This window comes from Streptomyces sp. NPDC001513 (assembly GCF_042894695.1).
Classification (GTDB): Bacteria; Actinomycetota; Actinomycetes; order Streptomycetales; family Streptomycetaceae; genus Streptomyces.
The window spans coordinates 210,869-234,433 of record NZ_JBIAVU010000005.1; the positions used below are offsets into that span (position 1 = coordinate 210,869).

The window sequence follows — 23,565 nt, forward strand, 5'->3', positions numbered from 1 at the left end:
CCCGATGAACGCCGTCGCCGCCCTGCAGCTCCTGATCGCCCTCGCCTTCCTGAGCATCCCGCTCGTCCGCAGCCGCTACGGGGCCCGCGCCCAGGCCGCCGTCGAGGCCGAGCTGGGCCGCCAGGGAGTGCGCACCACGGTCATGGCCGAGAACGGCATGCGCCTCGACGCCGGCGGCCACGAGACCTGGGCCCCCGTCGGGATCGCCGTCTCCCTGGCCGTGCCGGCCGTGCTCTCCCTCGCCGGTAACTCCTGGGGCGAGACGCTCTCCTGGGTCGTCCAGCCGCTGGTCATCCTCGTGAACTGCGTGATCCTCTACTCGAACCTGACCGCCGTGCCGTCCGTCACCGCCGCCTTCGCGAAGAGCGACGACGCCGAACTGCGCCGCATAGACGTCAAGTCCATGCTCGCCGCCGCCGAAAAGGGCTTCCCCCGCTGGGTGATGCCGTACCTCCAGAACCTCCGCCACGCCGTCGTGTTCGCCGGCTCCCTCGGCGCCCTCGCCCTGCTCGCCACCGCGTGACCCCCGCCGCACGGCGCCGGACCCGTACGCGCGGAAAGGGCCGGTCTCCGCTCCCCCTCGGGAGTGGAGACCGGCCCTTTCGCCAATCGTCGGTCCTTGACCGTCAGCCCTTGCTGACCGCCCACAGGATCTCCGGCAGCTTGCGCGCCACCGTCGGGGCCGCCAGCCGCAGGCCCGCCCAGGTGGCCAGCGCACCCCAGGCCACGCCCAGGGGGAGCACGATCCAGGAGACGTCCTGGTGGTCGGCCACGTTGAGCCAGATCGTCAGGGCGATCACCGGGGCGCAGATCACCGTCGAGGCGAGCAGCCCGCCGAAGATGCCCGCCCAGGCCAGCCCGGCCTGCCCCGGGACGACGTTCTTGAACGCGCCGTCCGACGGGATGGAGTACGGGAAGCGGGCCGAGGCCAGCGCCCCCGTGCAGAGCATCGAGCCGAGCAGGGCCAGGGACACGCCCGTGGCCGCCGGAAGGGCGCTCCAGTTGCCGATCAGCGCGGCCGTGACCACGGTGACGAGGATCGTGTACGGGACCGTGACGAGGGCGAGCGCGGCGGCGCGGGCGCGCAGCTCCACGTACGCGTCGCGCGGGCCGGAGATGGTCTGCGCGACCATCCAGAACGCCGAGGTGTCCTGCCCGAACTGGTTGTACATCTGCATGCCCAGCATGCCCGCGCCGAAGGTGGCGAGGTAGACGGACCCGGTGCCCTGGAGGGCGTTGAAGACCGGGACGATCAGGCCGATCGCCAGCGCGGTCACCCAGGAGGCCTTGGTCTTCGGGTCGCGGACGACGTAGCGCAGGGTGCGCTGCACGGCCGCGCCCGTCCGGCCGGCGGGCAGCAGCGACCAGAGGCCGACCCCGCCCCGCTGCTTCATCGGCCGGGCGGCCGCGATGGTCGAACCGTCCGGCGTGACCATCAGCTTGGTCAGGCTCCGCTCCCAGAACCACAGGAGGCCGGCCAGGGCGGCCAGGGTCAGGGCCAGCTGGGCGGCCGCCACCCCGTACGCGCCCTCGCTCACCGAGTCCACCATGCCGATGGCGGTCGCCGGCGGCAGCCACCGCACCACCGCCTCGGCGGGCTCCAGCGTCGACAGGCCGCCCGCTTCGAACAGGCGCTGGCTGCCGAAGTTGACCAGCTGCCCGCCCACCGCGATCAGCAGACCGCTGAGCAGGGCCAGGTCACGCCCCTTGCGGCTGGTCAGCAGCCGTACGTTGGCCGTGGCCACCGCCCGCGCGAGGGCCACGCAGCCGAGCAGCAGGAGCGGCGCGGCCACCACCGCGGCCACCGCTCCGGCGGCTCCGCGCGCGACGGCGATCACCGAACCGGCCGCGAGGCACAGCGTGAACAGCGGCCCGATGCCGACCAGCGAGGACGCGAACAGGGCCCGTACGAGGGGACGCGGGCGCAGCGGCAGCATGACGAGCCGGCTGGGGTCGAGCGTCTCGTCCCCGGTGGGGAAGAACAGCGGCATGAACGCCCAGGAGAGCGCCAGGATCCCGGCCAGCAGGACGACGACCGTGCCCGCGTGGGCGTTCCCGTGCAGCAGGGCCAGGCCGAGCGTCAGGAAGAAGCCGACGAGCAGGGCGAAGGCGAGCGACGAGAAGTAGGCGGCCTTGCGCTTGGAGGAGCCCTTCAGGCCGTTGCGCAGCAGCGACAGCTTCAGGCGGATGAAGATCGGGGTCAGCGGGACCGCCGCGACGGATGTTGCGGAAGTGGCGGAAGTGGCCGCCGGGGCGACAGCGCCGGCAGCGGCAACAGTGGTACCGGCGGCACCCGTGGCGGGGGTGGCGGGCGAGGCCGGCGAGGCGGGTGACGCGGGCGAGGTCATCGCGTGACCGTCCCGGAGCCGCCGCCGAGCCACTCCAGCGCGTCCCCGGCCGCGTCGCGCCCGTGCGCGCCGACCAGTTCGAGGAAGGCCGCCTGGAGGGAGGGCGCGGAGCCCCGTACGTCGGCCAGCGGGCCCGCGGCGCGGATCCGGCCGGCGGCCATCACGGCCACCCAGTCGCACAGCGACTCGACGAGCTCCATCACGTGGGAGGAGAAGACGACCGTGGCCCCGGACGCGGTGTAACGTTCCAGCACCCCGCGGATGGTCTGCGCCGACACCGGGTCGACCCCCTCGAACGGCTCGTCGAGGAACAGCACTTCGGGGTTGTGCAGCAGCGCGGCCGCCAGGCCGATCTTCTTCCGCATGCCCGTCGAGTAGTCCACGACCAGCTTGTGCTGCGAGCCCGCGAGGTCGAGGACGTCCAGCAGCTGCGTCGCCCGCTTGTCGGTCTCCTCGCCCGGCAGCCCGCGCATGCGGCCCATGTAGCCGAGCAGTTCGCGCCCCGACAGCCGCTCGAAGAGCCGCAGCCCCTCGGGCAGCACCCCGATCCGTGCCTTCACCTCGGTCGGGTCCGCCCACACGTCGCGCCCCGCGACGAGGACCCGCCCCATGTCCGGGCGCAGCAGCCCGGTCACCATCGACAGCGTCGTCGTCTTGCCCGCGCCGTTCGGGCCCACCAGACCGATGAACTGGCCCGCGGGCAGCTCCAGATCGATCCCGGCGACGGCCACCTGCTCGCCGAAGCGCTTCCACAGACCTTCCACCCGCACGGCGGACGGCGCGGTTCCCGCGCCACCCGTCCCGTACGTTCCACCCGTCGCATCGGCCTGGTCCGGCATGCGCCTGCCTCTCTTGCGTCCCCGTTGGTCGTTCCTTCCTCACCATAGGAGGAGGGGGAGAGGTCGGAGCAGTTACTTATGTCATGACTTTCCGATCATGAACTTCAGGTCAGGCCTGGCGCCGCTTGCGGTCCGCCGCCGCCTCGCTCCCGCACGCGTACGCCAGTGCGTCGATCAGCTCCTCGGTGTCCGGCAGCCACCGGTTCGCCGGAGTGGGCCGCCGCGCCCACTGGACCGCGCCGCGGCCGCCGAACCGGGTGGGCGGCGCCGCCACGTACTCGCCCTCGCCGCGCGCCACCAGGTCGATGCCGCTCGGCGACCAGCCCAGCTTCCGTACGAGGTCGGCCATCTTGACGCCGGCGCCCGGCAGGACGAAGAACAGCATCCGGTGGTCGGGCGTGAGCGTGACCGGCCCGAGCGTGCGCTGCATCCGCTCCAGCCGCGCCAGCGCCAGGAAGCCGGCCGACTCCGGCACGTCCAGCGCGTCGAACGTCCGGCCCGTCGGCAGCAGGATCGAGGCCTCCGGGTGCTTCGCCCAGACCCGCCGGACCTGGACCGCGCTGCCCGTGGCCTGGGCCGCCCAGTCCTTCACCGCCGGGTGGGCACCGGGCGCGGGGCAGTCCGCCGCTCCGCAGGAGCACAGCTCCCGGCCGTCGCCGGGCTCCAACCAGGTGCCGGCGAAGACGTCCCAGTGCCGTTCTTCCGCGTACCGCACGGCATGGTCCAGCAGCAGTTCGCCGCGCTGCTTGGGGATGGGTGCCGTCTCCGTGACTCCGATGGTCTCTTCCACGCCCATCACAACTCCCCGGGTCACCCGGGGTTACGGGCGTAAACCAGCGGGTGGACGGAGCATCGATCCTGCATACGGGGCGCACTGATGCACGCGTGGGGGCGCGTAGGAGGCCGGGGCGCTGGAGTTGGGTAGCGACACGACGCAGAGCGGAAGATTCTCCGCACATCAGGCGGGAAGTGATCATTCCAACGGATCACCCGCGGTCAGCAGGGGGTTTTCATGGCAGCCAGGCCTCTCGTCGCCCGCCAGCCGAACGAACGGCTGCAGGCGCTCATCCAGGAAGCCGGGTGCTCCAATGCCGGGCTCGCCCGGCGCGTGAACATGTGCGGGGCGGAGCACGGTCTCGATCTCCGCTACGACAAGACCTCCGTGGCCCGCTGGCTGCGCGGCCAGCAGCCGCGCGGCCGCGCGCCCGGAATCATCGCCGAGGCGATCGGGCGCAAGCTCGGCCGGACCGTCACCATCGACGAGATCGGCATGGCCAACGGCAAGAACCTCGCCTCCGGCGTCGGCCTGCAGTTCTCGCCGACCGTCATCGGCGCGATCGAGCAGGTCTGCGAGCTGTGGCGCAGCGACGTCGGCCGACGCGACTTCCTGGCGGGTTCGAGCGTCGCGGCCTCCGCGCTCGTCGAGCCGAGCCGCGACTGGCTGATCACCGGGGCCGACACCCAGGTGGCCCGCAGCGGCGGCTCGCGCGTCGGCATGCCGGACGTCGAGGCGGTACGGGCCACCACCGAGGCCCTCAAGGAGCTCGACCACCGCTTCGGCAGCGGGCACGTCCGGCCGGTGGTCGTGCACTACCTCAACTCGGTGGTGTCCGGGCTGATCGGCGGCTCCTACCGGGAGCCGGTGGGGCGGGCGCTGTTCGCCGCCGTCGCCCGGCTGACGGAGCTGGCGGGCTACATGGCCGTGGACACCGGCCAGCCCGGGCTGGCACAGCGGTACTACATCCAGGCGCTGCGGCTGGCCCAGGCGGCCGGCGACCGCGCGTACGGCGGGTACGTGCTGGCCGCGTCCATGAGCCACCTCGCCGCCGAACTGGGCAACCCGCGGGAGATCGCGCAGCTGGCGCGGGCCGCGCAGGAGGGCACGCGGGGGCAGGTCACCCCGCGCGTCGAGGCCATGTTCTACGCCGCCGAGGCGCGCGGGCACGCGCTGCTGGGCGACACCCGGGCCACGGCGGTGCTGTCGGCGCGGGCGGTCAGCGCGCTGGAGCGGGCGGAGCCGGAGTCGGGCGACGACCCGGTGTGGATCCGCCACTTCGACGAGGCGTACCTCGCGGACGAGCTGGCGCACTGCCACCGGGACCTGGGCCAGGCCGACGCGGCGGGCAAGCGGGCGGAGGAGGCGCTACGGGGCCTGCCGGCGGGCAAGGCGCGGCGCCGGGCCATCGGGCTGCTGCTGCTGGCGGCGGCGCAGGTCCAGCAGCGCGAGGTGGAACAGGCCTGCCAGACCGCGACGAAGGCGGCGGAACTGCTGGAGGGGCTGCGGTCGAACCGGGGGGCGGAGTATCTGGAGGACTTCCGCACGCGGCTGGAGCCGTACCGGGAGGAGGCGGCGGTACGGGAGTTCGGGGCCCGCCTCGAAGCCAGGGTCGCCTGACGCTCCAGCGCCGCCGCCTCTTCTCTTCGGCCTTGCCGCACAATCCGCCGCTCCCGTCACACCTCCCGGCTGCGCCGCCGCCCCGGCTGCGCCGCCGCCCCGGCTGCGCCGCCGCCCCGGCTGCGCCGCACAATCCGGCGCTGCCGTCGCACATCCCGGGCTCGGCCGCGCAAATCCAGCCTCGCCGGCGTTTGAGGCGCGGGGGTCCGGGGGCGGCGCCCCCGCAACGGACCCGCAGCCGGTCCACGGTCCGGTCACAGATCGGGGCTCCGCCCCGGACCCCGCGCCTCAAACGCCGGCGAGGCTGAATTGGCGCGGGGCTGCGCCCGGACCCCGCGCCTCAAACGCCGGCGGGGCTGAATTGGCGCGGGGCTGCGCCCGGACCCGCGCCTCAAACGCCGGCGGGCTTCGGGCGGGCCCCGGGGGAAACCCCGGTGAGGCTGGGTGTGGGGGTGTGGGACCGGGTAGCGTGACCGACGGTTCCGTAGGGTCGGGCGAGTCGGAGAAGGAGTCCCGGTGGCGCAGAGCGGACAAGGGGGTGCCCCCCAGCCGGGGGCCCCGTGGGGTCCGGACGAGGCGTCCGGGTATCCGGTGTACCCGGAGCAGCCGCAGCCCGGGCCCGCGTACGGGTACCCGCACGTGGCACCGGGGCACGTGGTCGGGCCCGGCTACGAGGGTCCGGGGGATCCGCACGGCTACGGGTACCCGCCGCTGCCCGAGGCCGCGACCCAGTACATCCCGCCCGTGCCCGCGGCTCCCGTACACGACGAGGCGGCCACGCAGTACATCCCGCCCGTGCCGGCGGCAGCCTCCGCGCACGAGGAGGCGGCGACGCAGTACATCCCGCCCGTGCCGGCCGGCCCAGGCCCCGGCCCCGGGTACGGCGAGGCGGCCACGCAGTACATACCGCCCGTGCCGCCGGCGCCCGTGGAGGGGTTCGACGGGCTGTTCCGCGGCGATGACGGTTCCGCCGGGCACACCCAGCACCTGCCGCCCGTCCAGGAGCCCGTGCTGCGCCAGCCGCCGCCGCGCCCCCACCCGTCGCGCGGGCAGCGCCCCGTACCCCCCGTACAGCCCCACCCGCAGCAGCAGCAACAGCAGCAGTACGCCCCCGCCCCGCCCCCGCCGCCGGAGGCACCCCGCAGGGTCTCGCCCGGCGTCATCGCCGCCGTGGTCATCGGCCTGGCGGTCATCGGGCTCGGCGTCGGCTCGCTGCTCAGCGACGACAAGCCGCAGAACAACGACCCGGGCGCGGTGGCCGCCGCACCGGCCGCGAGCGGCGCCTCCGCCGCCCCCGGCGGCGAGGCTCCCGTCGACCCGGCCCGCCCGCAGGCCGTCCAGCTGGACAAGCTCCTCGCGGACAGCAACGACAGCCGGGCCTCGGTGATCAAGGCCGTCGAGGACATCAAGGGCTGCAGCAACCTCGACCAGGCGGCCGCCGACCTGCGCGACGCGGCCCGCCAGCGCGAGGAACTCGTCACCCGCCTCCAGGAGCTGAAGCTCGACAAGCTCCCGGACAACGTCAAGCTGTCCGCCGCCCTCACCAAGGCCTGGCAGTCCTCCGCGGACGCCGACGACAGCTACGCCGCCTGGGCGGACGACGTGGACGACGACAAGTGCAAGGACGGCAAGGCCAAGGTCACCAAGAACGCCGCCGACGCCAACAAGTCGAGCGGCGAGGCGACCAAGGCCAAGGAGTCGGCCGCGACCCTGTGGAACACGATCGCGGCCAAGTACGGCCTCACCAAGCGGGACAAGTCCCAGCTCTGAGCGGCAGGCGTCAGGCCGTCTGGGGCGCCTGCACCAGGGTCGGGGTCATGTCCAGGGGCGGCTCGCCCGGCTGTGCCACGAGCCGTCCGGCCTGGACGATCTGGAAGGTGACCTGGCCGTTGACGATGCGGGGGAAGCCGGCGACGGCGCGCATGTCCTGGTAGCGCCAGCTCAGGTCCGGGGTGAGGCCGCCGGTCTTGACGGGCTGGGACTCGTTCAGCGACCGCTTGACCATGCGGGCGGTGATGTTCTCGTCCTCCTTGTAGCGCTTCACGATCTCGCTCAGCACGGTGTACGCGATCCAGGTGGTCTGCGCCCCGCTGTCGTCGGGGTCGACGTTGTCGTCGCCGAACGCGTGCTCGGCGACCACGTTCCGCATCGGCGTCCAGAGCGGATCGGAGCCCACCGGGTACCAGCTGGTGAGGTACGCGCCCTCGAAGGGGCTCTCCTTGCCGCCGGTGCGGTCCACCAGGGACTGGCTGACGCTGCCCAGGACGGAGGAGATCTGCGGCTTCCTGCGCTGCGCCTCGGTCCGGCGGAAGGCGTCGAAGAAGGTCTCGGTGCGCTCGCCGAGCACGGCGGTGACGCAGCCCTTCTCCTTTTCCTTCTCCTTGCCGGTGCCCGTGGTGTGGGCGAGCGCCTCCCGGGCCTGCGGCCCGAAGTCCGCGGAGTCCTCGGCGGCCCGGATGTCGGCGGCGTCGGCCATCTTGTTGGCCCGCAGCCCGGCGTTGAGCAGGACCGGCAGGGTGTCGCCCGCGAGGGTGTCGGGGCGGACGAGGGCGACCTGGGCGCAGGCGCGGCTCAGCTGGTGGCCGGCGCCGGCGATCAGGACGGGCTGGCCGCCGTTGACGGGGTAGGAGAGCGGGGACTGGAACTCCTCGGAGGAGACCCCGTAGCCGCCGATGAAGGGGATGCCCTCGGCCTCCAGCGGGGCCATGAAGGCGCGTCCGTGCTGGCTGTACGAGCCGACGACGGCGACGGCCTTCTCGGCGACGGCCTTGCGGGCGCAGTCGGCGGCGCCGGTGGGCGTGTTCTTCTCGTTGCAGGTCAGTACGCGCAGTTTGTGCCCGTTGATCCCGCCCTTGGAGTTCACCCAGCGTTCGTACGCCTTCGCCATGCCGGTCATGCCCGGCATGTTGGTCGCCTTGGTGTCCTCCGGCGCGAACGTCATGACCGTGATGGTCCCCCCGGAGCCCCCCGAGCCTCCCGGGAGCGCCCCGCAGCCGGTGACGAGGCAAGCACCCATCGCCGTTGCCACGAAGGTGCGGGACAAGGATGCTGCGCGTCGCGATATGGCCATGTCCATGCACACTTCCGCCCCACAGGTAACTGTCGAGTGAGATGGACACAACATCCGGTGACGCCCAGGTGAATTACGGGGGTGCGCTCTCCGTCGCAGGCGCCTGAAGATCGCGTTCAACCGGAACGTACGATCGAAAGCGTGACATTCGCCCAAGGTTCGAAGAACTCTTCCCGCCGCGGCGGCCGCTCCTCCACCATGGGCGGCATGCCCCTCAATGACATGCCGTGGTGGCGCTGGCGCGGCAACGTGCGCTCGGCGCTTCACATGCTCTCCGACCCGGCCTTCCACGAGGACACGTGGCTGACCGGCGCCGACGGGTACGGGGACGTCACCGACGCCGTGTACCGGCTCGTCGAGGACACCTGGCTCGACAGCTGGTCGGCCGAGAAGTACGTCGGCACGATCTTCCGCGACTCGCAGGAAGCCGCCCTCGTCGACCTCGCGGTGCTGCGGGTGCTCCGCATCCTCCACCAGGTCGGGCCCGACGCCCCGGTCTCCGCCTACCTGGAGCACCACGCGTGGCCGGAGGCGGTACGCGCCGCCCGCGAGGCGCACGTACGGCTGGCGGAGGCGGACGGGGACGACCCGGACGTCCGGCCGACCTCGCTGGAAGTGTTGAGGATCCTCACCCACGCAGTGTGAAAGGCTGTGCGGTCATGAGCGACCCGCACAACGAGGCCCCGGCCCAGCCCCAGCCCCAGTACGTCCTGACCGTGTCCTGCCCCGACAAGCAGGGCATCGTGCACGCCGTGTCGAGCTACCTCTTCATGACCGGCTGCAACATCGTGGACAGCCAGCAGTTCGGAGACCGGGAGACCGGACTCTTCTTCATGCGGGTGCACTTCGAGGCCGAGCCCGCGGTGACCGTCGAGAAGCTGCGCGCCAGCTTCGCGGCGATCGGCGAGTCGTTCAAGATGGACTGGCAGATCCACCGCTCCGAGGAGCGCATGCGGATCGTCCTCATGGTGTCGAAGTTCGGCCACTGCCTGAACGACCTGCTCTTCCGCTCCAGCATCGGCGCCCTGCCGGTCGAGATCGCGGCCGTGGTCTCCAACCACACCGACTTCGCCGAGCTGGTCGCCTCGTACGAGGTCCCGTTCGTGCACATCCCGGTGACGAAGGAGACGAAGGCGGCGGCGGAGGCGCAGCTGCTGGAGCTCGTGCGCGCGGAGAACGTCGAGCTGGTGGTGCTGGCGCGGTACATGCAGGTGCTGTCGGACACCCTGTGCAAGGAGCTGAGCGGGCGGATCATCAACATCCACCACTCGTTCCTGCCGAGCTTCAAGGGCGCGAAGCCGTACCACCAGGCGCACGCGCGCGGTGTGAAGCTGATCGGCGCGACCGCGCACTACGTGACGGCGGACCTCGACGAGGGGCCGATCATCGAGCAGGAGGTCGAGCGGGTGGGCCACGAGGTGACGCCGGACCAGCTGGTGGCGGTGGGGCGGGACGTGGAGTGCCAGGCGCTCGCGCGCGCGGTGAAGTGGCACAGCGAGCACCGCGTCCTCCTGAACGGCTCCCGCACGGTCGTCTTCGCGTAACCGCCGCCCTCCCGACCGGGCCGAGCCATTCCGCCCCGAGGGGGCCCCGCCAATCCGGCATGGCCGCATATTTCAGCCCCTCCGGCGTTTGAGGAGCGGGGTCTGGGGCGGCGCCCCAGGAGGCCGGTCCGCAGGGGCCGGATACCGGAGAGGCACGGCGCGCCCGTGCGGCGCCGTTGCGGGGGGGGCGGCCCCCCCCCCCCCCCCCCCCCCCCCCCCGCGGGGGGGGGGGGGGGGGGGGGGCGCCCCCCCCGGACCCCCGCGCCTCAAACGCCGGCGGGGCTGAATTGGTGCGGCCATGCCGGAGGATCGGGGCGCCGCCCCAGACCCCGCGCCTCAAACGCCGGCGAGGCTGAAATGGCGCGGCCATGCCGGAAGGGCACGGCCGCGGCGAGGCTGAAATGGCGCGGCCATGCCGGAAGGGTGCGGCCAGGTCGGGTTCGCGTTACGCGTCAGGGGCTTCCACCCCGCAGTACGACGCGAACGCCGACAGGATCTCGTCCTCCGAGATGCGGCCGTCGCCGTCGGCGTCGAGCGCGGTGGCCAGCTGGGGCGCCAGTTCGGGCGAGGTGCCCAGGACGCGCAGGACGCGGGCGGTGGCCTGCGGGGTCGCCCCCGCGCCGTCCTCGTCCGCCACCGCGATCACGGCCCTCAGGAACGGCCGCGCGATCTCCGCGAACCGCTCCGGGCTGTCCCGCAGCCGCTTCGCCGCCCCGGTGATGAACTCCTCGCGGGACACCCGCTGGTCCCCGTCGACGTCCGCGATGCCGGCCATCCCCTGCCAGAACGCCTCGGCCCCCGCGAAGACGGCCTGGCCCCGGTCCGACCGGGCGGTGGTGCCGAATTCGGCCAGGACGGCCTTCGCGGCCGCGCTGAAGTCCTCCCGGTCGATATACCCGGACCCGTCCTGGTCGAAGGTGGCGAATCGGGCGGCGATCTTGCGCTCGTATTCTGCGCTGTCCATGTTCGGGGTTCCGCCTTCACTTATGCGGTGGGGTTCAGTTCAAGACAAGGCAGGAGCGTAAGGCCTACGTGGCCAGCGCGTTAAGCGAAGTGGTCAAGGAGGCTGCCGCATCGAACCCGCGCACGGGGAGCGCGGTGGGGCGCGTACACCTGTCCCCATGTGCCGTCGGCCGTACCACCGTTCACGCCCTGCCACGCCCCTATCACGCAGGGCGCACTTCCAGGGTGAGGTTCTCCCAAAACAGGCGCGATCCGCCATGTGCCCCGTACATTCGATGCGTCGACACACGGCTGGGGGCACTTATGCCGAAGGACGTACCACCGCGCTGGGACCGCCGCATGCAGCAACGCCTGGCCCGCGGCGAGGCCGCCGCGCTCGGAGAGCTGTACGACCGCTTCGCCTCGCTCGTGCACAGCCTGGCGCACCGGGTGCTGGGCGACGAGAAGGCGGCGGACCGGATCACCCGCGAGGTCTTCGGCTACATCTGGGAGAACCCGGACGCCTACGACCCCAAGCAGGGCTCCATGCGCTCCTGGGTCGCCCGGATCACCCAGGGCCAGGCGGTGGCCCGGCTGCGCCAGGCCGAACTGGGCCGGGGCTCCCGCGAGGAGCTGGAGCAGAAGGTGCGCAGCGCCAACGCGGCCGCCCGCGCGGACTACATCGTCACCTCCATGCCCGCGCCGCTGCGTGCCGCGCTCGAACTCGCGTACTTCAAGCGGCGCGACTACCGGCAGGCCGCCGCCGACCTGCAGATCAGCGAGGACGAGGCGCGCCGCCGGCTGCGCCTCGGCCTGCAGTTGCTGTCGACCGCCAACGCCCTCCCGCTGGAGGACACCGCCCAGTCCGGATACGGAACGCCCCGATGAACGGACCTGCCGAGTCGCCCGACGACGGATACGAGCGTCCCGGCGGCCGGGCGCGGATACCGGGTCCGCGCGGCGCTGCCGACGACCTGGACCCGGGGTCCGCGCCGCAGCCGCCGCGCACGGCGAGGCCGGTGCCGGAACCCGTGCCCGAGCCGTTCCCCGAGCCGGTGGCACCGCCCTCGCACGCCGTGCTGAAGTCCCTGCTCGGCGCGTGGGCGCTGGCGGCCTGCTCCGCCGAGGAGACGCAGGCGGTCGAGGACCACCTCACCGAGTGCGCGCCCTGCGCGGAGGAGGCGTTGCGGCTGCGCGACGCGGTGGGGCTGCTGCACCCGGAGGAGACCCTCGACCTGAAACCGCTGCTGCGCTCGCGCGTCCTGGAGGACTGCCTGGGCAAGCGGCCGGCGCGCATCCCGGTTCCGGTGTGGGCGAGCCCGTACGACACCGAGACCGCGCGGCTCGACGCGCTGCTGCAGGACTTCGGGGACTCGGAGTGGCACACCCCGGTGCGGCTGAAGTGGTTCGAGGAGGAGCGGCGCCGCTCGCAGCGGACGACGGTGGCGGGCGTCATCGGTCACCTGATGTCGGTGGACGGGCTGATCGCCAACGCGCTGGGGCTGGACGACCCGCTGGGTCCGGAGGCGCCGCCGGGCGGTCCGACCGCGCGGACGGAGCACTTCTGGAACGCGTCGGCGTACCCGACGACGCGGCAGGTCCGCGACCCGTGGCGGGAGCAGGGGCACACGCTGGTGCGTACGGTGTCCTTCGCCGGCCGGGGCGTCGCCGAGCTGTCGGTGGACTACGGGCACTTCGCACTGCCGCTCGGGGACGCGTTCCTGGAGCGGGCCTTCGAGTGCTGGGTGCACGCGTGGGACATCGCGGAGGCCGTGGACTACCCGTACGAGCCGCCGTCCGGGCCGCACCTGCACGGGATGATCGACCTGGCGGCGCGGCTCCTGCCGGGTGCGCTGGCGCAGCGGCGGCGCGCGGGGCTGGCGGCCCCGGCGCGGGGCCTGGTCGCGGCGGGCGCGCCCGGGCGGACCCTGCACCTGGAGATCGAGGGCGCGGGTGGCGGCGGCTGGGACATCGCCCTGGACTCGCCGGGGGCGAAACCGTCGCCGGAGCGCACGGTGGCGGAGATCGCCCTGGACGGCATCGAGTTCTGCCAGCTGGCGGCCGGCCACATCTCCCCGCAGGAGGCGGCGGTGGGCCAGCACGGCGACCGCGAGGCCATCCGCGACGTCCTCTTCGCAGCAGCCTCCCTGAGCCGCCTGTAGCGGGGCGGGGAAGGCGCGAGCAGGCGGGGCCGGGCCTGTACGGGTGCACGCGCACCCGGGACTTTTCCCCCGCGGCACCCCCGCCCCCGGCCGGCGGCTGCCCACCCACCCCCTGCGCGGGGTGGTGGTGAGGGGGCGGGATCCAGTGGGCGGTGGTCAGTGACGTTCTGGGGGTTTCCGACAGTCCCATCGTCTCTCCGGTTCGTGCCGGCCCGTCAAGGGCGCTCCTTCGTCGCGTCGCTGCGCGATGGCCTTCGGCCACCCTTGACTGACCGTCCCGCCCCGGAAATCCGAAAGACTGCCGGAAACCCCCAGAGGAACGGGCCGGGCGTTCCTTTTCAGGGACGGGCACATCGGTGATGCGCGGGCGAAGCCCGGTGCGCCCCCAATCGCTACGCGCTCCTGCCTGACGGCGTCTGCCGGCCCCTGTGGCTGGACACAGGCCGCCTCAGATCGCTACGCGCTTCTCCCCCACGCGTCTGCGATCAGCCCGGAGCTGGTCACCGGCGGGCGGGGGCAGAGTGGGCGATCAGCGTGGCCAGGTGATCGTTTGACCTTCAGGTGTGACCGTGATGTCGAACCGGTCGAGACTGGGCGAGCCGTCGCGATACCAGCGGGTGACGTGGTCTGCGATCCGGTCCCACACGTTGTACGGCCCACCCTGGCGTACAAGCCACCGGCTGTCGTCTTGCCGCAGCACAGCCCATGCTCCCGCCTCGACGTCGAGGAGAACGTGTTCTGTGCTGCCGTCTCGGTCCAACGTCATGCGCTGAGCACGAGGAGCGGCAAGCTGCGCGACGAACCGGGTGTCCCAGTCTTCAAGTACATGGGCAGCGAGCTCCGTGGGCTGATCGTCGGCTTGGTCGAGGTCGGGGAGGAGCCCGATGGGTGGTGGTGTCTGTGGGCGGGCGAGCATGAACGAGTTCCGGCCGTCGAGCAACCGGCCTGCGGCGGTGCCGTCTCCGGTGACGGTGAGGCGAGCGAGTTCGGAGGAGTACATCCAACCGCCCACGGTGGCGAGGATGACTCCGCCCGGCAGCGTCTGCTCCACCCACTCGTAGGGAATGGTGACCGTTCCGCAGTACGCGACGATCCGGTCGTACGGGCTGCCGTCCTTCCAGCCGGCGAGACCGTCGCCGACGACCACGGTGGGCGCGTAGCCGCATCGGCCGAGGGCTCCGCGCGCGGGAGGCGACGTCGGGGTCGATTTCCACAGCCGTGACGTGATCGCTGCCAAGACGGTGAGAGGCGAGGCCGCTGGAATAGCCGGTGCCGATGCCGACGATGAGAAGACGGTGCGTGTCCTGAACACGGAGGTCTTCGAGCATCCGCACCACCAAGGACGGCCGAGTGCTGGATGACGTCGGCAAGCGCGTGATTTCCCCACCACGCAGGTCACCGGGCACGATCGTGCCTGCGATCTGCGTGACGAGAGAGTTGTCCGCATAGCAGGACTTCAGCCACGACGGACTCCCAGGCATCACGGGCGCCCACGCGGTAGGGCGGCCGGGTAGGTCGATGCGTTCGAAGTACCCGCCGCTCAGGAACTCGTGACGCGGAACGGCTTCGACCGCCCGGTGCCAAGGGGCCGTACGCACGTGGCCGGCACTGGCGAGCTGTTCGGCAAGCTGCAATCGCAGTTCCTCGGCGTCGTCGTTCACGTGCCGTTCCTCTCCAGGAGATCGGCCATGGTCGCGACCATGGGCAAACCGGTCTCGGGCTCCAGCCACGCCCACTGTCCGGACGGGTTGCATTCGAGGAACCACCATGTCCCGGTCTGGTCGATGGCGAAGTCGAAAGCGCCGAAGACCAGCCCGAACAGCGACAGGTATCGAAGCAGGCTTGTGGTGACTTGGGGCGGGGGTTGTACGACGCTGTAGACCAGCCGGTCGTAGTCGGTCCGCCAGTCCAACAGGTCGGAGTCGATGCGGACCGCGAAGACCTGGTCACCGATCACGGTCACCCGCACGTCGGCCGATTTGTGCACGAGGTGTTGGAACAGGTGGGCCGTCCCGGACACCCGTTCGTCGATCTCGCCTGCCGTCACCTCCTTCACCTCGACGGTGCAGGACACGCCCTCGACGCGGTAGAGCGGCGTCGACAGCGGCTTGTAGATCACCGGTCCGTGTTCGCTGACGAAGTCGCGGGCGGCCCTGGGATCGGACGTGATGAGAGTGGCCGGCACATGGAACCCGGCTTTTGCGGCGGCGGCGAGACCGGAGGGCTTGAACTCGGCGTCGCCGATGCGGTGGGGGTGGTTGACGTACAGGCAGCCCGACAAGGAGGCGATGACACCCCCGAGTCCGTACCGGGCCTGGGTGAGCGCGAACCGGGCGTCTGCCTCGGGCAGGTGTGGGAAGGCGAATCCGGATGGCCGCCGGTAGTAGAGGGAGCGGACCCGAGTCAGGTCCGCAGTTCGGGTCGGGGTGGTCAAGGACCCCTCGATGCCGTCAGGAGTGATGTACGCCGCGAACGACAGGGTGGCGGGGAAGTCCCCGGAGTCGAGCCGCACGACAGGGACGCCCCGGTCGTGCAGCTCGCGGATCACCAGGTCGGCCGTGGGGTCGTCCTTCATGGTGACGACCAGAACCGGGCCGGAGTGGCTCACTGGTCGCTGTCGTTCCCGGTGTCCTGGTCTCCGCTGCCGGAGCCGCCGCCGCTGCTGCCGTCGGACGGATTTCCGGTGTTGGTTCCCGGGTTGGTGCCGGTACTGGTGCCGTGCCCGGGCATCATCATCGGCTGGCCATCGGCCCCGTAGTAGCGGGCGGTCTGGGTGTGCGCGTCGATCTCGACGCGCCGGTAGCCGGGTGCCATGGCGGGATACGGGGCCATCCGCTGAACGCCCCATGGGACGGGCGTCACGTGCCCCATGGGCAGGCTGTCGCCGGAGGGCATGCGGTCGGAGTGACGAAACATGTGGTTTCTCCTTCGTCTGTATCAACGGGAGGCGATGCGTTGTGCACGTGTCTTGAGGACGAGCAGGCTGTCGGGGTCGGTGGTGATCCACTGGTCTGCGAGGAGGGCGTCAGGGGTGCGGAGGGTCCACACAGCGCCGGCCGTGACGTCGGTGACGATCGCCTCGCGACCGTTCTCGTCCTCGACGAGATCGCCGACCCATGCCCGGCGCCTACTCGCGTGATCGTTTCCCACTGGGTCCTGACCTCCTGTCGAGGATGTGCCGGCTTCAGTGAACCCGTGGGGCGCAAACCTGAGTAGGGCGATCCGGCGGGTACAACGAGCAGTTCACTAGGGCCATTTGACGTCTCGTTTACCTGACGGATGCAGGGTGTCGGGGCTACCGTGGGCCTGCATGGATGCAGTGCCGAACCACGCATTAATGGCATGGATGAAGGAGCAGGGGTACAGCTCCCGAGAGCTTGCCGAGCGAGTCAACCGCGCGGTCGGTGAGCTGACGGGGAAGCCGGGTGGCCTGGATGATTCCAGCATTCGGGCGTGGCGGTCGGGGCGCGTGCGCTGTCCGAAGGCGGCACAGCGTGTGGCGCTGGAATTGATCAGTGGACGTACAGCTCTTGCTCTGGGTTTTGTGCGTCGTGCTCGCACCAGGAACCAGGAGCCACCCGTGGACCGACGTACCTTCATCACCGTTTCGACAGCCGCTTTCGTGGGGGCTGGGGCGCCGGCCACGGCCACACCCCGACGGGTGGGTATGGCGGATGTCGCCCTCATCCAGCAGCGGTTCTCCGACGTCGTTGCTTCCGACCACCGGCACGGCGGACAGCGTGGGATCGAGATGCGCGCGGCGGCCCTCGCCGACGAGGCACTGGTGCTCCAGGAGGCCGGGACGGCATCGCAGCGGGTCAGAGCAAGCCTCTACGCATCAGCGGCGGGTTTCCGCTCGTCTGCGATGTGGGCGGCGATCGACGGACGTCGGTTCGGTGATGCGAGCAATCACATGCGGGAAGCTCAGTTGTTGGCGGAGATGTCGGGTGATCCGGCGATCAAGTTCCGGATCTGGTCGCACGCGGGGACGATGTACCGGCATTTGGGAAGGCCGGCGGAGGCAGCAGCCGCCAACGATGTCGCCCGAGGCCTGGCCCTCGCTCGGCGGGATCCGATGTTCGCTTCGCTCGGTTTGGCAAGACACGCGGCGATCCATGCGGCGGCCGGGGACCGAGCCGCGGCGAGGAGGTCGTTCGGGCAGGCGCGGGAGGCTCTGTACCGGGCGGACGTGGGCGAGGTCCGCCCCGTGTGGCTGACTGCGTTCTACGATGCAGCCGAAATCGACTCCCTGGCCCTGTCTGCGTACTCCTTGCTAGGAGACTGGGCGACAGCGGAGGCGCACGGGCACCGGTGCCTGGCCGGGCTGCGGCTGCACATGGTCCGGTCGAAGGCGATCACCACGGCGCGCCTCGCGCGGGCGCAGCTCGAACAGAGGGAGGTGGAGACGGCTGTGGACACCGCGATGGGTGTTCCAGCCGATGCGGCCGCCGGTCACCCCAGGGTTTCGGCGATGCTGGCGATCTTCGGGGATCGTTTGAACCAGATCGCCCCCGGGAGCAGCCACACGGATACATGGCAGTCCCACATGGTTCGAGTGAAGGTGTGAGCGCATGATGACTGAACCGGAGTCCCGCATACGTCGGCACATCACGTTGACGCCAGAACTGCGAGCGGTGATCGCAAAGGTGTACGCAGAGGTGCGCGTTGATCTTCTTGACCAGCCAAACTACCGGGTGGGCGTGTTCCTCGAGAGGCTGGACCGGCATGCGGCCGAACCGGGGTGGGCAGTCGCCATGGCGTACACGATGGAGGGCTCGGCGATCGGGTACGCCTATGCGAACACGATCGGTCCCGGGGACCGTTGGTGGAAGCGGATGACTGTTCCTGTCACTCCCCGCTTCACTGCCCGAGACACCGTCGCGGTGAAGGAGATCGGAGTCACTCCCGCCTACCGAGGTGTTGGGCTCGCCCGTCGGATGCATGATGCACTCCTCGATGGACGCGCCGAGCCCTATGCCACGCTGATGGTGAACCCTGCCGCCGGGGACGGGAAGGTCATGAGGTTGTACGAGGGCTGGGGGTACCGCGAAATCGGCGCGGTGCAGCCGGGACCGGCGGCGCCATGGCTGGTGTGTATGGGGCGTTCCGTTCGGACCTGAGGGAGCTTGTGGAGTGGGGCGGTCTGTCACCCCATGGCTGACTGCCGAATGTTCGGATTCTGCACCCACCCGCCACCCCGCGTTCCCGGGGCGGGTGGGGAGCCACCGGCCCCGGATGGAGGTGCCGAGGGGGGCGGAGGTACTCGTACAGGCTTCGGCCCGCATGGTCAGGCGTAGCGGTCGCGGAGTTTGTATTTGAGGATTTTGCGCAGGGCCTCGTTGCGGGGGAGGGAGTCCAGGAGCTCCAGTTGTTCCGGGAGCTTGTGGGTGGCCAGGCCTTCCGTGCGGAGGTACGCCGTCAGTTGGGGCAGGGTCAAGGGGGCGGTGCCCGGGCGCTGTTCGATCACCGCGCAGACGCGTTCGCCGCGGGCCGGGTCCGGGAGGCCGATGACCGCGACGTCCGCGACGCCCGGGAGGCGGTGGAGCAGGTCCTCGATCTCCTTCGCCGAGATGTTCTCGCCCTTGCGGATGATGACGTCCTTGCTGCGGCCGGTGAGGACCAGGTAGCCCTCGTGGGTCAGGTGGCCGAGGTCGCCCGTGATCAGGTAGCCGTCGGCGTCGAAGACCTCCGTCGACTGGTCGCGGTTCAGGTAGCCCTGGCAGACGGCCTCGCCCCGGAGCCGGACCTCGCCGTCCGTGTTCGGGGGGAGCGGGGTGCCGTCGGGGGTGGTGATGCGGATGGACATGCCCGCCGGGGGGCGGCCCTCGGTGGTCGCCAGGTGGTCGGGGGTGTCGTCCGGGGCGCCCATGGTGATCATCGGGACCTCGGTCATGCCGTAGCCGTGGGTCAGCTGGCAGCCCATCTCGCGGACGACGGCGTGGTAGATCTCCGGCGGCTTGGGGGCGCCGCCGCCCGCGAGGAGGCGGAGCGTGGGGACGAGCTTCGACGAGGGGTCCTTGCGCTGTTCGGTCAGGAACATGGAGTAGAAGGCGGTCGATCCGCCGGCCACCGTGACCCCGTGGCGGCGGTAGCCGTCCAGCGCGTCGGGCATCGCGAACTTCTCGAAGAGGACTGCGGGGAAGCCGTACAGGAGCAGCATCACCAGGTAGTCCGGGCCGCCTATGTGCGCGTACGGGAAGGCCATCGAGCCGACGTCGTACGGGGTCAGGTGCAGGGCGTGCGCGAGGCAGGAGCCGCCCGCGATGAGGGAGCGGTCGGTGTGCAGGACGCCCTTGGGGTCGGAGGTGGTGCCGGAGGTCCAGTAGATCCACCGGACGTCCGTGCCGGAGGCGGGCGGCGCGGGGAGCGCGGAGGGGTCGCCGTCCGGGAGGTCCTCGTAGGCCTCGAAGACGCCGCGCGCGCCGAGCCGGCGGGCCATCGCGGGGTGGTCGAAGCCGCGCCAGACCCCGGGGACGGCGAAGAACTCGGCCTTGGACTCGCGGAGCGCGAAGCCGACCTCTCGGTCGCGGTAGAAGGGGATGACCGGGCTCTGGACGGCGCCGATCCGGGCGAGGGCGACGGAGAGCAGGACGGTCTCGATGCGGGTGGGGAGCTGCCAGGCGACGACCGTGCCGGGGCGGACGCCCATGGCGTGGAGGCCGGCGGCGACGCGTTCGGCGCGGTCGCGCAGTTCCCCGAAGGTCAGCCGGCGGTCGTGTGCCGGGTCCTCGGCCGCCTCGATCAGGACGGTGGCGTCCGGGGTCAGTGCGGCCCGGCGGGTGATCAGTTCCCACAGGGTGCGGGAGCGGCTCAGTTCTGTCGCGGTCGCGGTGTCCGTCATCCCAGACCTCCCCATAGCTGACGGATAGTCAGATCAAGCGCAGAGCGTAGGGCTCCGGCGCTTGTCGGTCCAGGGGTGGCGGGGCTAGCTTGTTTCTGACGATCCATCAGATTGGCATGGGATTGGGGAGACGGCCATGGGACTGGAACTGCCTCGGATCATCAGCGTCGACGACCACGTGATCGAACCCGCACACCTCTTCGACGTCTGGCTGCCCGCCAAGTACCGCGACCGCGGACCCAAGGCGCTCACCGCCGGCATCGGCGAGCTGGCGTACACGGGCGGCAAGTACGTGATCACCATGGACCCCGACGGCCCGCCGACCGACTGGTGGATCTACGAGGACCTGAAGTTCCCGTACAAGCGCAACATCGCCGCCGTCGGCTTCGACCGCGACGACATGACCCTGGAAGGGATCACCCGCGAAGAGATGCGCCGCGGCTGCTGGGACCCGAAGGCGCGCCTCGCCGACATGGACCTCAACCACGTCGAGGCCTCGCTGTGCTTCCCCACCTTCCCGCGCTTCTGCGGGCAGACCTTCGCCGAGGCCCACGACAAGGAGGTGGCCCTGGCCTGCGTGCGCGCCTACAACGACTGGATGGTCGACGAGTGGTGCGGCGACAGCGGCGGTCGGCTGATCCCGCTGTGCATCATCCCGCTCTGGGACATCGACCTGGCCGTTGCCGAGATCCGGCGCAACGCCGCCCGCGGGGTGCGCGCCGTGACCTTCTCCGAGATCCCCACCCACCTGGGCCTGCCCTCGATCCACTCCGGCTACTGGGACCCCTTCTTCGCCGTCTGCCAGGAGACCGGCACGGTGGTCAACATGCACATCGGGTCCAGCTCCCAGATGCCCGCCGCCTCCCCCGACGCGCCGCCCGCCGTCCAGGCCTCGCTCAGCTTCAACAACGCCATGGCCTCGATGATGGACTTCCTCTTCAGCGGCGTCCTCGTGAAGTTCCCGACGCTCAAGCTCGCCTACAGCGAGGGCCAGATGGGGTGGATCCCGTACGCCCTGGAGCGCGCCGACGACGTCTGGGAGGAGCACCGGGCCTGGGGCGGGGTCCGCGACCTGATCCCCGAGCCGCCGTCCACCTACTACTACCGGCAGATCTTCTGCTGCTTCTTCCGCGACAAGCACGGGATCGCCTCGATCGACGTCGTCGGACGCGACAACGCCACCTTCGAGACCGACTACCCGCACGTGGACTCGACCTTCCCGCACACCAAGGAGGTCGCCCTCGACCACGTGAAGGGACTGGACGACGAGACGATCTACAAGCTGATGCGCGGCAACGCCATCCGCATGCTCGGCCTGGAACTGGACCGCTGATGGATCTGACCTACACGGAAGAGGAACAGGACTTCCGGGCGCGGCTGCGCGCATGGCTCGGCAAGGTGCTGCCCGAGCTGCCCGCCAAGCCGTCCCCGGACGACTGGCCCGGCCGGCGGGCGTACGACCTCGGCTGGCAGCGCAGGCTGTACGAGGCCGGGTACGCGGGCCTGCACTGGCCGGTGGACGCGGGCGGGCGCGGGGCCACCCCGACCCAGCACCTGATCTTCCTGGAGGAGACGGAGCGCGCCGGGGCCCCGTACGTCGGCGCGAACTTCGTCGGACTGCTGCACGCCGGCCCGACGATCGCCGCCGAGGGCAGCGCCGGGCAGCGGGCACGCTGGCTGCCGCCCGTGCTGCGCGGGGACGAGGTGTGGTGCCAGGGGTTCAGCGAGCCGGACGCGGGCTCGGACCTCGCCTCCCTGCGCACGCGGGCGGTCCGTGACGGCGACGACTACGTGGTCACCGGGTCGAAGATCTGGACCTCGCACGCGGAGGTCGCCGACTGGTGCGAGCTGCTGGTGCGGACGGACCCGCAGGCCCCCAAGCACCGGGGGATCTCGTGGCTGGCCATGCCGATGGACGCGCCGGGGGTCACCGTACGGCCGCTGCGCACGCTCGCCGGGTCGACCGAGTTCGCGGAGATGTTCCTCGACGAGGTGCGGATCCCGGCCGCGAACCGGGTCGGGGCCGAGAACGACGGCTGGCGGGTCACCATGGTCACCCTCTCCTTCGAGCGGGGCACCGCCTTCGTCGGCGAGGTCGTCGCCTGCCGCCGCACCCTGGGCGAGCTGGCCCGCACGGCGAAGGCGAACGGCCGCTGGGACGATCCGGTGCTGCGGCGCAGGCTGGGGCGGCTGTACGGGGAGTTCGGCGCGCTGTGGCGGCTGACCCAGTGGAACGTCAGCGAGTCGGAGGGCTCCGGCGGGGTCCCCGGCATCGGCGGCTCGGTCTTCAAGCTCGCCTACTCGCACGCGCGGCAGGAGCTGTACGAGGTGGCGGCGGAGGTGCTGGGCGCCGCCTCCCTCTCCCTGGAGGAGGAATGGACCCTGGACCGGCTCTCCTCGCTCTCGTACACGATCGCGGCGGGCACCTCGCAGATCCAGCAGAACATCGTCGCCGAGCGGATCCTCGGCCTCCCGAAGGGCCGGTGAGGGGCATGCACTTCCAGCCGACCGAGGAACAGCGGGACCTGCGGGCGGGCGTACGGGAGCTGCTGGCGGGCCGGTACGGGCGCGAGGCGCTGCGCGCCTCGGTGGACACGGGCGTCGCCGTGGACCGCGGGCTGTGGCGGGAGCTGGGCGAGGCGGGCTTCTTCGCGCTGCGGCTGCCCGAGTCCGCCGGCGGCGTCGGCCTCGGCCTCCCGGAGGCGGTGCTCGTCTTCGAGGAGGCCGGGCGGGCGCTGCTGCCGGGGCCGCTGGTGGCCACGCACCTGGCCGCCGGGGTGGTCCCGGGGGCGGCGGCGGGGACGGCGGTGGTGACCGCCTTCGACCTGGGGGGCGGCCCGGGCGGCGGCCTCGTCGCGCACCTGGGCGAGGCGGACGCGGTGCTGGGGGCTTCCGGGGTGCCGGCCGGGTCGCCGGTGCGCTCGGTGGACCCGCTGACGCCGCTGCACCGGGTGGCGTCGCCGCCCGGTGCGGCGGACGTGTCGCAGTACCGCTCCGCGGGGGCGTTGCTGACGGCGGCGCTGCAGGTCGGCAGTGCGCTGCGGACGGTGGAGCTGGCGGTCCGGTACGCGGGCGAGCGCGAGCAGTTCGGGCAGCCGATCGGGGCGTTCCAGGCGGTCAAGCACCTGTGCGCGCAGATGCTGGTGCGCGCGGAGGTGGCTCGTACGGCGGTCTACGCGGCGGCGGTGACGGGCGATCCGGGGGAGGTGGCGGCGGCCAAGCTGCTGGCGGACCGGGCGGCGGTACAGGGCGCGCGGGACTGCCTTCAGGTGCACGGCGGGATGGGCTTCACGTGGGAGGCGGACGTGCACCTGCACCTGAAGCGGGCGTGGGTGCGGGCCGAGCAGTGGCGCACGGCGGGGGAGGCGGAGGAACTGCTCGCGGCGGAGCTGCTGGACTCGGCGGTGTAGCCGTTCACGGCCGT

22 protein-coding genes are annotated in these 23,565 nt (G+C 71.6%); 12 read left to right on the plus strand and 10 right to left on the minus strand.

The window, feature by feature from the left end; all coding sequences use genetic code 11:
• The first annotated feature begins 4 nt into the window (after positions 1–4).
• Positions 5–523, plus strand: coding sequence for a hypothetical protein (locus ACFYZ4_RS12925; RefSeq protein WP_384351877.1), 519 nt, complete (start codon positions 5–7; stop codon positions 521–523).
• A gap of 103 nt (positions 524–626) precedes the next feature.
• Here ACFYZ4_RS12925 and ACFYZ4_RS12930 read toward each other — a convergent pair whose 3' ends face one another.
• The 3 genes from ACFYZ4_RS12930 to ACFYZ4_RS12940 form a co-directional block, all read right to left on the minus strand.
• Positions 627–2,348: a transporter gene (locus ACFYZ4_RS12930; protein ID WP_390783911.1), complete on the minus strand. Its 1,722-nt coding sequence runs from the start codon at positions 2,346–2,348 to the stop codon at positions 627–629.
• Positions 2,345–3,187, minus strand: coding sequence for an ABC transporter ATP-binding protein (locus ACFYZ4_RS12935; protein WP_390783912.1), 843 nt, complete (start codon positions 3,185–3,187; stop codon positions 2,345–2,347). The genes ACFYZ4_RS12930 and ACFYZ4_RS12935 overlap by 4 nt, the downstream gene beginning before the upstream one ends.
• Positions 3,188–3,296: 109 nt before the next feature.
• Entirely contained in the window at positions 3,297–3,983 is a 687-nt protein-coding gene (locus ACFYZ4_RS12940) for a bifunctional DNA primase/polymerase (RefSeq protein ID WP_351297596.1), read from the minus strand.
• A 216-nt stretch (positions 3,984–4,199) separates the two neighbouring features.
• On the opposite strand from ACFYZ4_RS12940, the gene ACFYZ4_RS12945 reads away from it, so the two are divergent.
• Together ACFYZ4_RS12945 and ACFYZ4_RS12950 are read left to right on the plus strand one after the other, a co-directional pair.
• Positions 4,200–5,582 (plus strand): transcriptional regulator, encoded by a 1,383-nt coding sequence (locus ACFYZ4_RS12945; protein WP_351585586.1) that lies wholly within the window; start codon positions 4,200–4,202, stop codon positions 5,580–5,582.
• Positions 5,583–6,098: 516 nt separating this feature from the next.
• Positions 6,099–7,352, plus strand: a complete 1,254-nt coding sequence (locus tag ACFYZ4_RS12950) for a hypothetical protein (protein WP_351297590.1) — start codon at positions 6,099–6,101, stop codon at positions 7,350–7,352.
• Between the two features lie 10 nt (positions 7,353–7,362).
• Here ACFYZ4_RS12950 and ACFYZ4_RS12955 read toward each other — a convergent pair whose 3' ends face one another.
• A complete protein-coding gene (locus ACFYZ4_RS12955) occupies positions 7,363–8,652 on the minus strand; it encodes an ABC transporter substrate-binding protein (protein ID WP_351297648.1) in 1,290 nt (429 codons plus the stop codon).
• A gap of 198 nt (positions 8,653–8,850) precedes the next feature.
• Between ACFYZ4_RS12955 and ACFYZ4_RS12960 the strand changes: the two genes are divergently transcribed.
• Both ACFYZ4_RS12960 and purU read left to right on the plus strand, forming a co-directional pair.
• Entirely contained in the window at positions 8,851–9,297 is a 447-nt protein-coding gene (locus tag ACFYZ4_RS12960) for a hypothetical protein (RefSeq protein WP_351297645.1), read from the plus strand.
• A 14-nt stretch (positions 9,298–9,311) separates the two neighbouring features.
• Complete coding sequence (gene purU, locus ACFYZ4_RS12965) at positions 9,312–10,196, plus strand: formyltetrahydrofolate deformylase (protein ID WP_351297587.1); 885 nt, start codon at positions 9,312–9,314, stop codon at positions 10,194–10,196.
• Between the two features lie 445 nt (positions 10,197–10,641).
• Here the strand turns inward: purU and ACFYZ4_RS12970 are convergent, their stop codons facing one another.
• Positions 10,642–11,160, minus strand: coding sequence for an EF-hand domain-containing protein (locus ACFYZ4_RS12970; RefSeq protein ID WP_351302996.1), 519 nt, complete (start codon positions 11,158–11,160; stop codon positions 10,642–10,644).
• A gap of 302 nt (positions 11,161–11,462) precedes the next feature.
• Here ACFYZ4_RS12970 and ACFYZ4_RS12975 point away from each other — a divergent pair, with 302 nt between their 5' ends.
• On the plus strand, positions 11,463–12,026 hold the full coding sequence (locus tag ACFYZ4_RS12975; protein WP_351594563.1) for a sigma-70 family RNA polymerase sigma factor: 564 nt from the start codon (positions 11,463–11,465) through the stop codon (positions 12,024–12,026).
• The gene (locus ACFYZ4_RS12980; protein WP_390783913.1) at positions 12,023–13,300 is read left to right on the plus strand and encodes a maleylpyruvate isomerase N-terminal domain-containing protein; all 1,278 of its coding nucleotides are present in this window, start codon (positions 12,023–12,025) and stop codon (positions 13,298–13,300) included. Before ACFYZ4_RS12975 ends, ACFYZ4_RS12980 begins: the two co-directional genes overlap by 4 nt.
• Before the next feature lie 529 nt (positions 13,301–13,829).
• Here ACFYZ4_RS12980 and ACFYZ4_RS12985 read toward each other — a convergent pair.
• The 4 genes from ACFYZ4_RS12985 to ACFYZ4_RS13000 form a co-directional block, all read right to left on the minus strand.
• The gene (locus ACFYZ4_RS12985) at positions 13,830–14,447 is read right to left on the minus strand and encodes a hypothetical protein (RefSeq protein ID WP_390783914.1); all 618 of its coding nucleotides are present in this window, start codon (positions 14,445–14,447) and stop codon (positions 13,830–13,832) included.
• 510 nt (positions 14,448–14,957) lie between these two features.
• Entirely contained in the window at positions 14,958–15,908 is a 951-nt protein-coding gene (gene tgmB, locus ACFYZ4_RS12990) for an ATP-grasp ribosomal peptide maturase (protein WP_390783915.1), read from the minus strand.
• On the minus strand, positions 15,905–16,216 hold the full coding sequence (tgmA, locus tag ACFYZ4_RS12995; protein ID WP_390783916.1) for a putative ATP-grasp-modified RiPP: 312 nt from the start codon (positions 16,214–16,216) through the stop codon (positions 15,905–15,907). The genes tgmB and tgmA overlap by 4 nt, the downstream gene beginning before the upstream one ends.
• Before the next feature lie 21 nt (positions 16,217–16,237).
• Entirely contained in the window at positions 16,238–16,450 is a 213-nt protein-coding gene (locus tag ACFYZ4_RS13000; protein ID WP_390783917.1) for a hypothetical protein, read from the minus strand.
• Between the two features lie 430 nt (positions 16,451–16,880).
• On the opposite strand from ACFYZ4_RS13000, the gene ACFYZ4_RS13005 reads away from it, so the two are divergent.
• Positions 16,881–17,867, plus strand: a complete 987-nt coding sequence (locus tag ACFYZ4_RS13005) for a hypothetical protein (RefSeq protein WP_390783918.1) — start codon at positions 16,881–16,883, stop codon at positions 17,865–17,867.
• A 4-nt stretch (positions 17,868–17,871) separates the two neighbouring features.
• Positions 17,872–18,420 (plus strand): GNAT family N-acetyltransferase, encoded by a 549-nt coding sequence (locus ACFYZ4_RS13010; RefSeq protein WP_390783919.1) that lies wholly within the window; start codon positions 17,872–17,874, stop codon positions 18,418–18,420.
• A gap of 167 nt (positions 18,421–18,587) precedes the next feature.
• On the opposite strand, the gene ACFYZ4_RS13015 is transcribed toward ACFYZ4_RS13010, so the two are convergent.
• The gene (locus ACFYZ4_RS13015; protein ID WP_390783920.1) at positions 18,588–20,141 is read right to left on the minus strand and encodes an AMP-binding protein; all 1,554 of its coding nucleotides are present in this window, start codon (positions 20,139–20,141) and stop codon (positions 18,588–18,590) included.
• Positions 20,142–20,277: 136 nt separating this feature from the next.
• Here ACFYZ4_RS13015 and ACFYZ4_RS13020 point away from each other — a divergent pair, with 136 nt between their 5' ends.
• The 3 genes from ACFYZ4_RS13020 to ACFYZ4_RS13030 are packed head-to-tail and all read left to right on the plus strand — an operon-like array spanning position 20,278 to position 23,551.
• Positions 20,278–21,474, plus strand: a complete 1,197-nt coding sequence (locus tag ACFYZ4_RS13020) for an amidohydrolase family protein (protein ID WP_351594538.1) — start codon at positions 20,278–20,280, stop codon at positions 21,472–21,474.
• Positions 21,474–22,628 (plus strand): acyl-CoA dehydrogenase family protein, encoded by a 1,155-nt coding sequence (locus ACFYZ4_RS13025; protein ID WP_351303010.1) that lies wholly within the window; start codon positions 21,474–21,476, stop codon positions 22,626–22,628. The genes ACFYZ4_RS13020 and ACFYZ4_RS13025 overlap by 1 nt, the downstream gene beginning before the upstream one ends.
• A gap of 5 nt (positions 22,629–22,633) precedes the next feature.
• The gene (locus tag ACFYZ4_RS13030; RefSeq protein ID WP_351303013.1) at positions 22,634–23,551 is read left to right on the plus strand and encodes an acyl-CoA dehydrogenase family protein; all 918 of its coding nucleotides are present in this window, start codon (positions 22,634–22,636) and stop codon (positions 23,549–23,551) included.
• Positions 23,552–23,565: the final 14 nt, after the last annotated feature.

Coding starts and splice junctions, on each gene's coding strand:
- ACFYZ4_RS12925 (WP_384351877.1), top strand. CDS start 5: ATGAACGCCGTCGCCGCCCTGCAGCTCCTGATCGCCCTCGCCTTCCTG.
- ACFYZ4_RS12930 (WP_390783911.1), bottom strand. CDS start 2,348: ATGACCTCGCCCGCGTCACCCGCCTCGCCGGCCTCGCCCGCCACCCCC.
- ACFYZ4_RS12935 (WP_390783912.1), bottom strand. CDS start 3,187: ATGCCGGACCAGGCCGATGCGACGGGTGGAACGTACGGGACGGGTGGC.
- ACFYZ4_RS12940 (WP_351297596.1), bottom strand. CDS start 3,983: ATGGGCGTGGAAGAGACCATCGGAGTCACGGAGACGGCACCCATCCCC.
- ACFYZ4_RS12945 (WP_351585586.1), top strand. CDS start 4,200: ATGGCAGCCAGGCCTCTCGTCGCCCGCCAGCCGAACGAACGGCTGCAG.
- ACFYZ4_RS12955 (WP_351297648.1), bottom strand. CDS start 8,652: ATGGCCATATCGCGACGCGCAGCATCCTTGTCCCGCACCTTCGTGGCA.
- ACFYZ4_RS12960 (WP_351297645.1), top strand. CDS start 8,851: ATGGGCGGCATGCCCCTCAATGACATGCCGTGGTGGCGCTGGCGCGGC.
- purU (WP_351297587.1), top strand. CDS start 9,312: ATGAGCGACCCGCACAACGAGGCCCCGGCCCAGCCCCAGCCCCAGTAC.
- ACFYZ4_RS12970 (WP_351302996.1), bottom strand. CDS start 11,160: ATGGACAGCGCAGAATACGAGCGCAAGATCGCCGCCCGATTCGCCACC.
- ACFYZ4_RS12975 (WP_351594563.1), top strand. CDS start 11,463: ATGCCGAAGGACGTACCACCGCGCTGGGACCGCCGCATGCAGCAACGC.
- ACFYZ4_RS12980 (WP_390783913.1), top strand. CDS start 12,023: ATGAACGGACCTGCCGAGTCGCCCGACGACGGATACGAGCGTCCCGGC.
- tgmA (WP_390783916.1), bottom strand. CDS start 16,216: ATGTTTCGTCACTCCGACCGCATGCCCTCCGGCGACAGCCTGCCCATG.
- ACFYZ4_RS13010 (WP_390783919.1), top strand. CDS start 17,872: ATGATGACTGAACCGGAGTCCCGCATACGTCGGCACATCACGTTGACG.
- ACFYZ4_RS13015 (WP_390783920.1), bottom strand. CDS start 20,141: ATGACGGACACCGCGACCGCGACAGAACTGAGCCGCTCCCGCACCCTG.
- ACFYZ4_RS13020 (WP_351594538.1), top strand. CDS start 20,278: ATGGGACTGGAACTGCCTCGGATCATCAGCGTCGACGACCACGTGATC.
- ACFYZ4_RS13025 (WP_351303010.1), top strand. CDS start 21,474: ATGGATCTGACCTACACGGAAGAGGAACAGGACTTCCGGGCGCGGCTG.
- ACFYZ4_RS13030 (WP_351303013.1), top strand. CDS start 22,634: ATGCACTTCCAGCCGACCGAGGAACAGCGGGACCTGCGGGCGGGCGTA.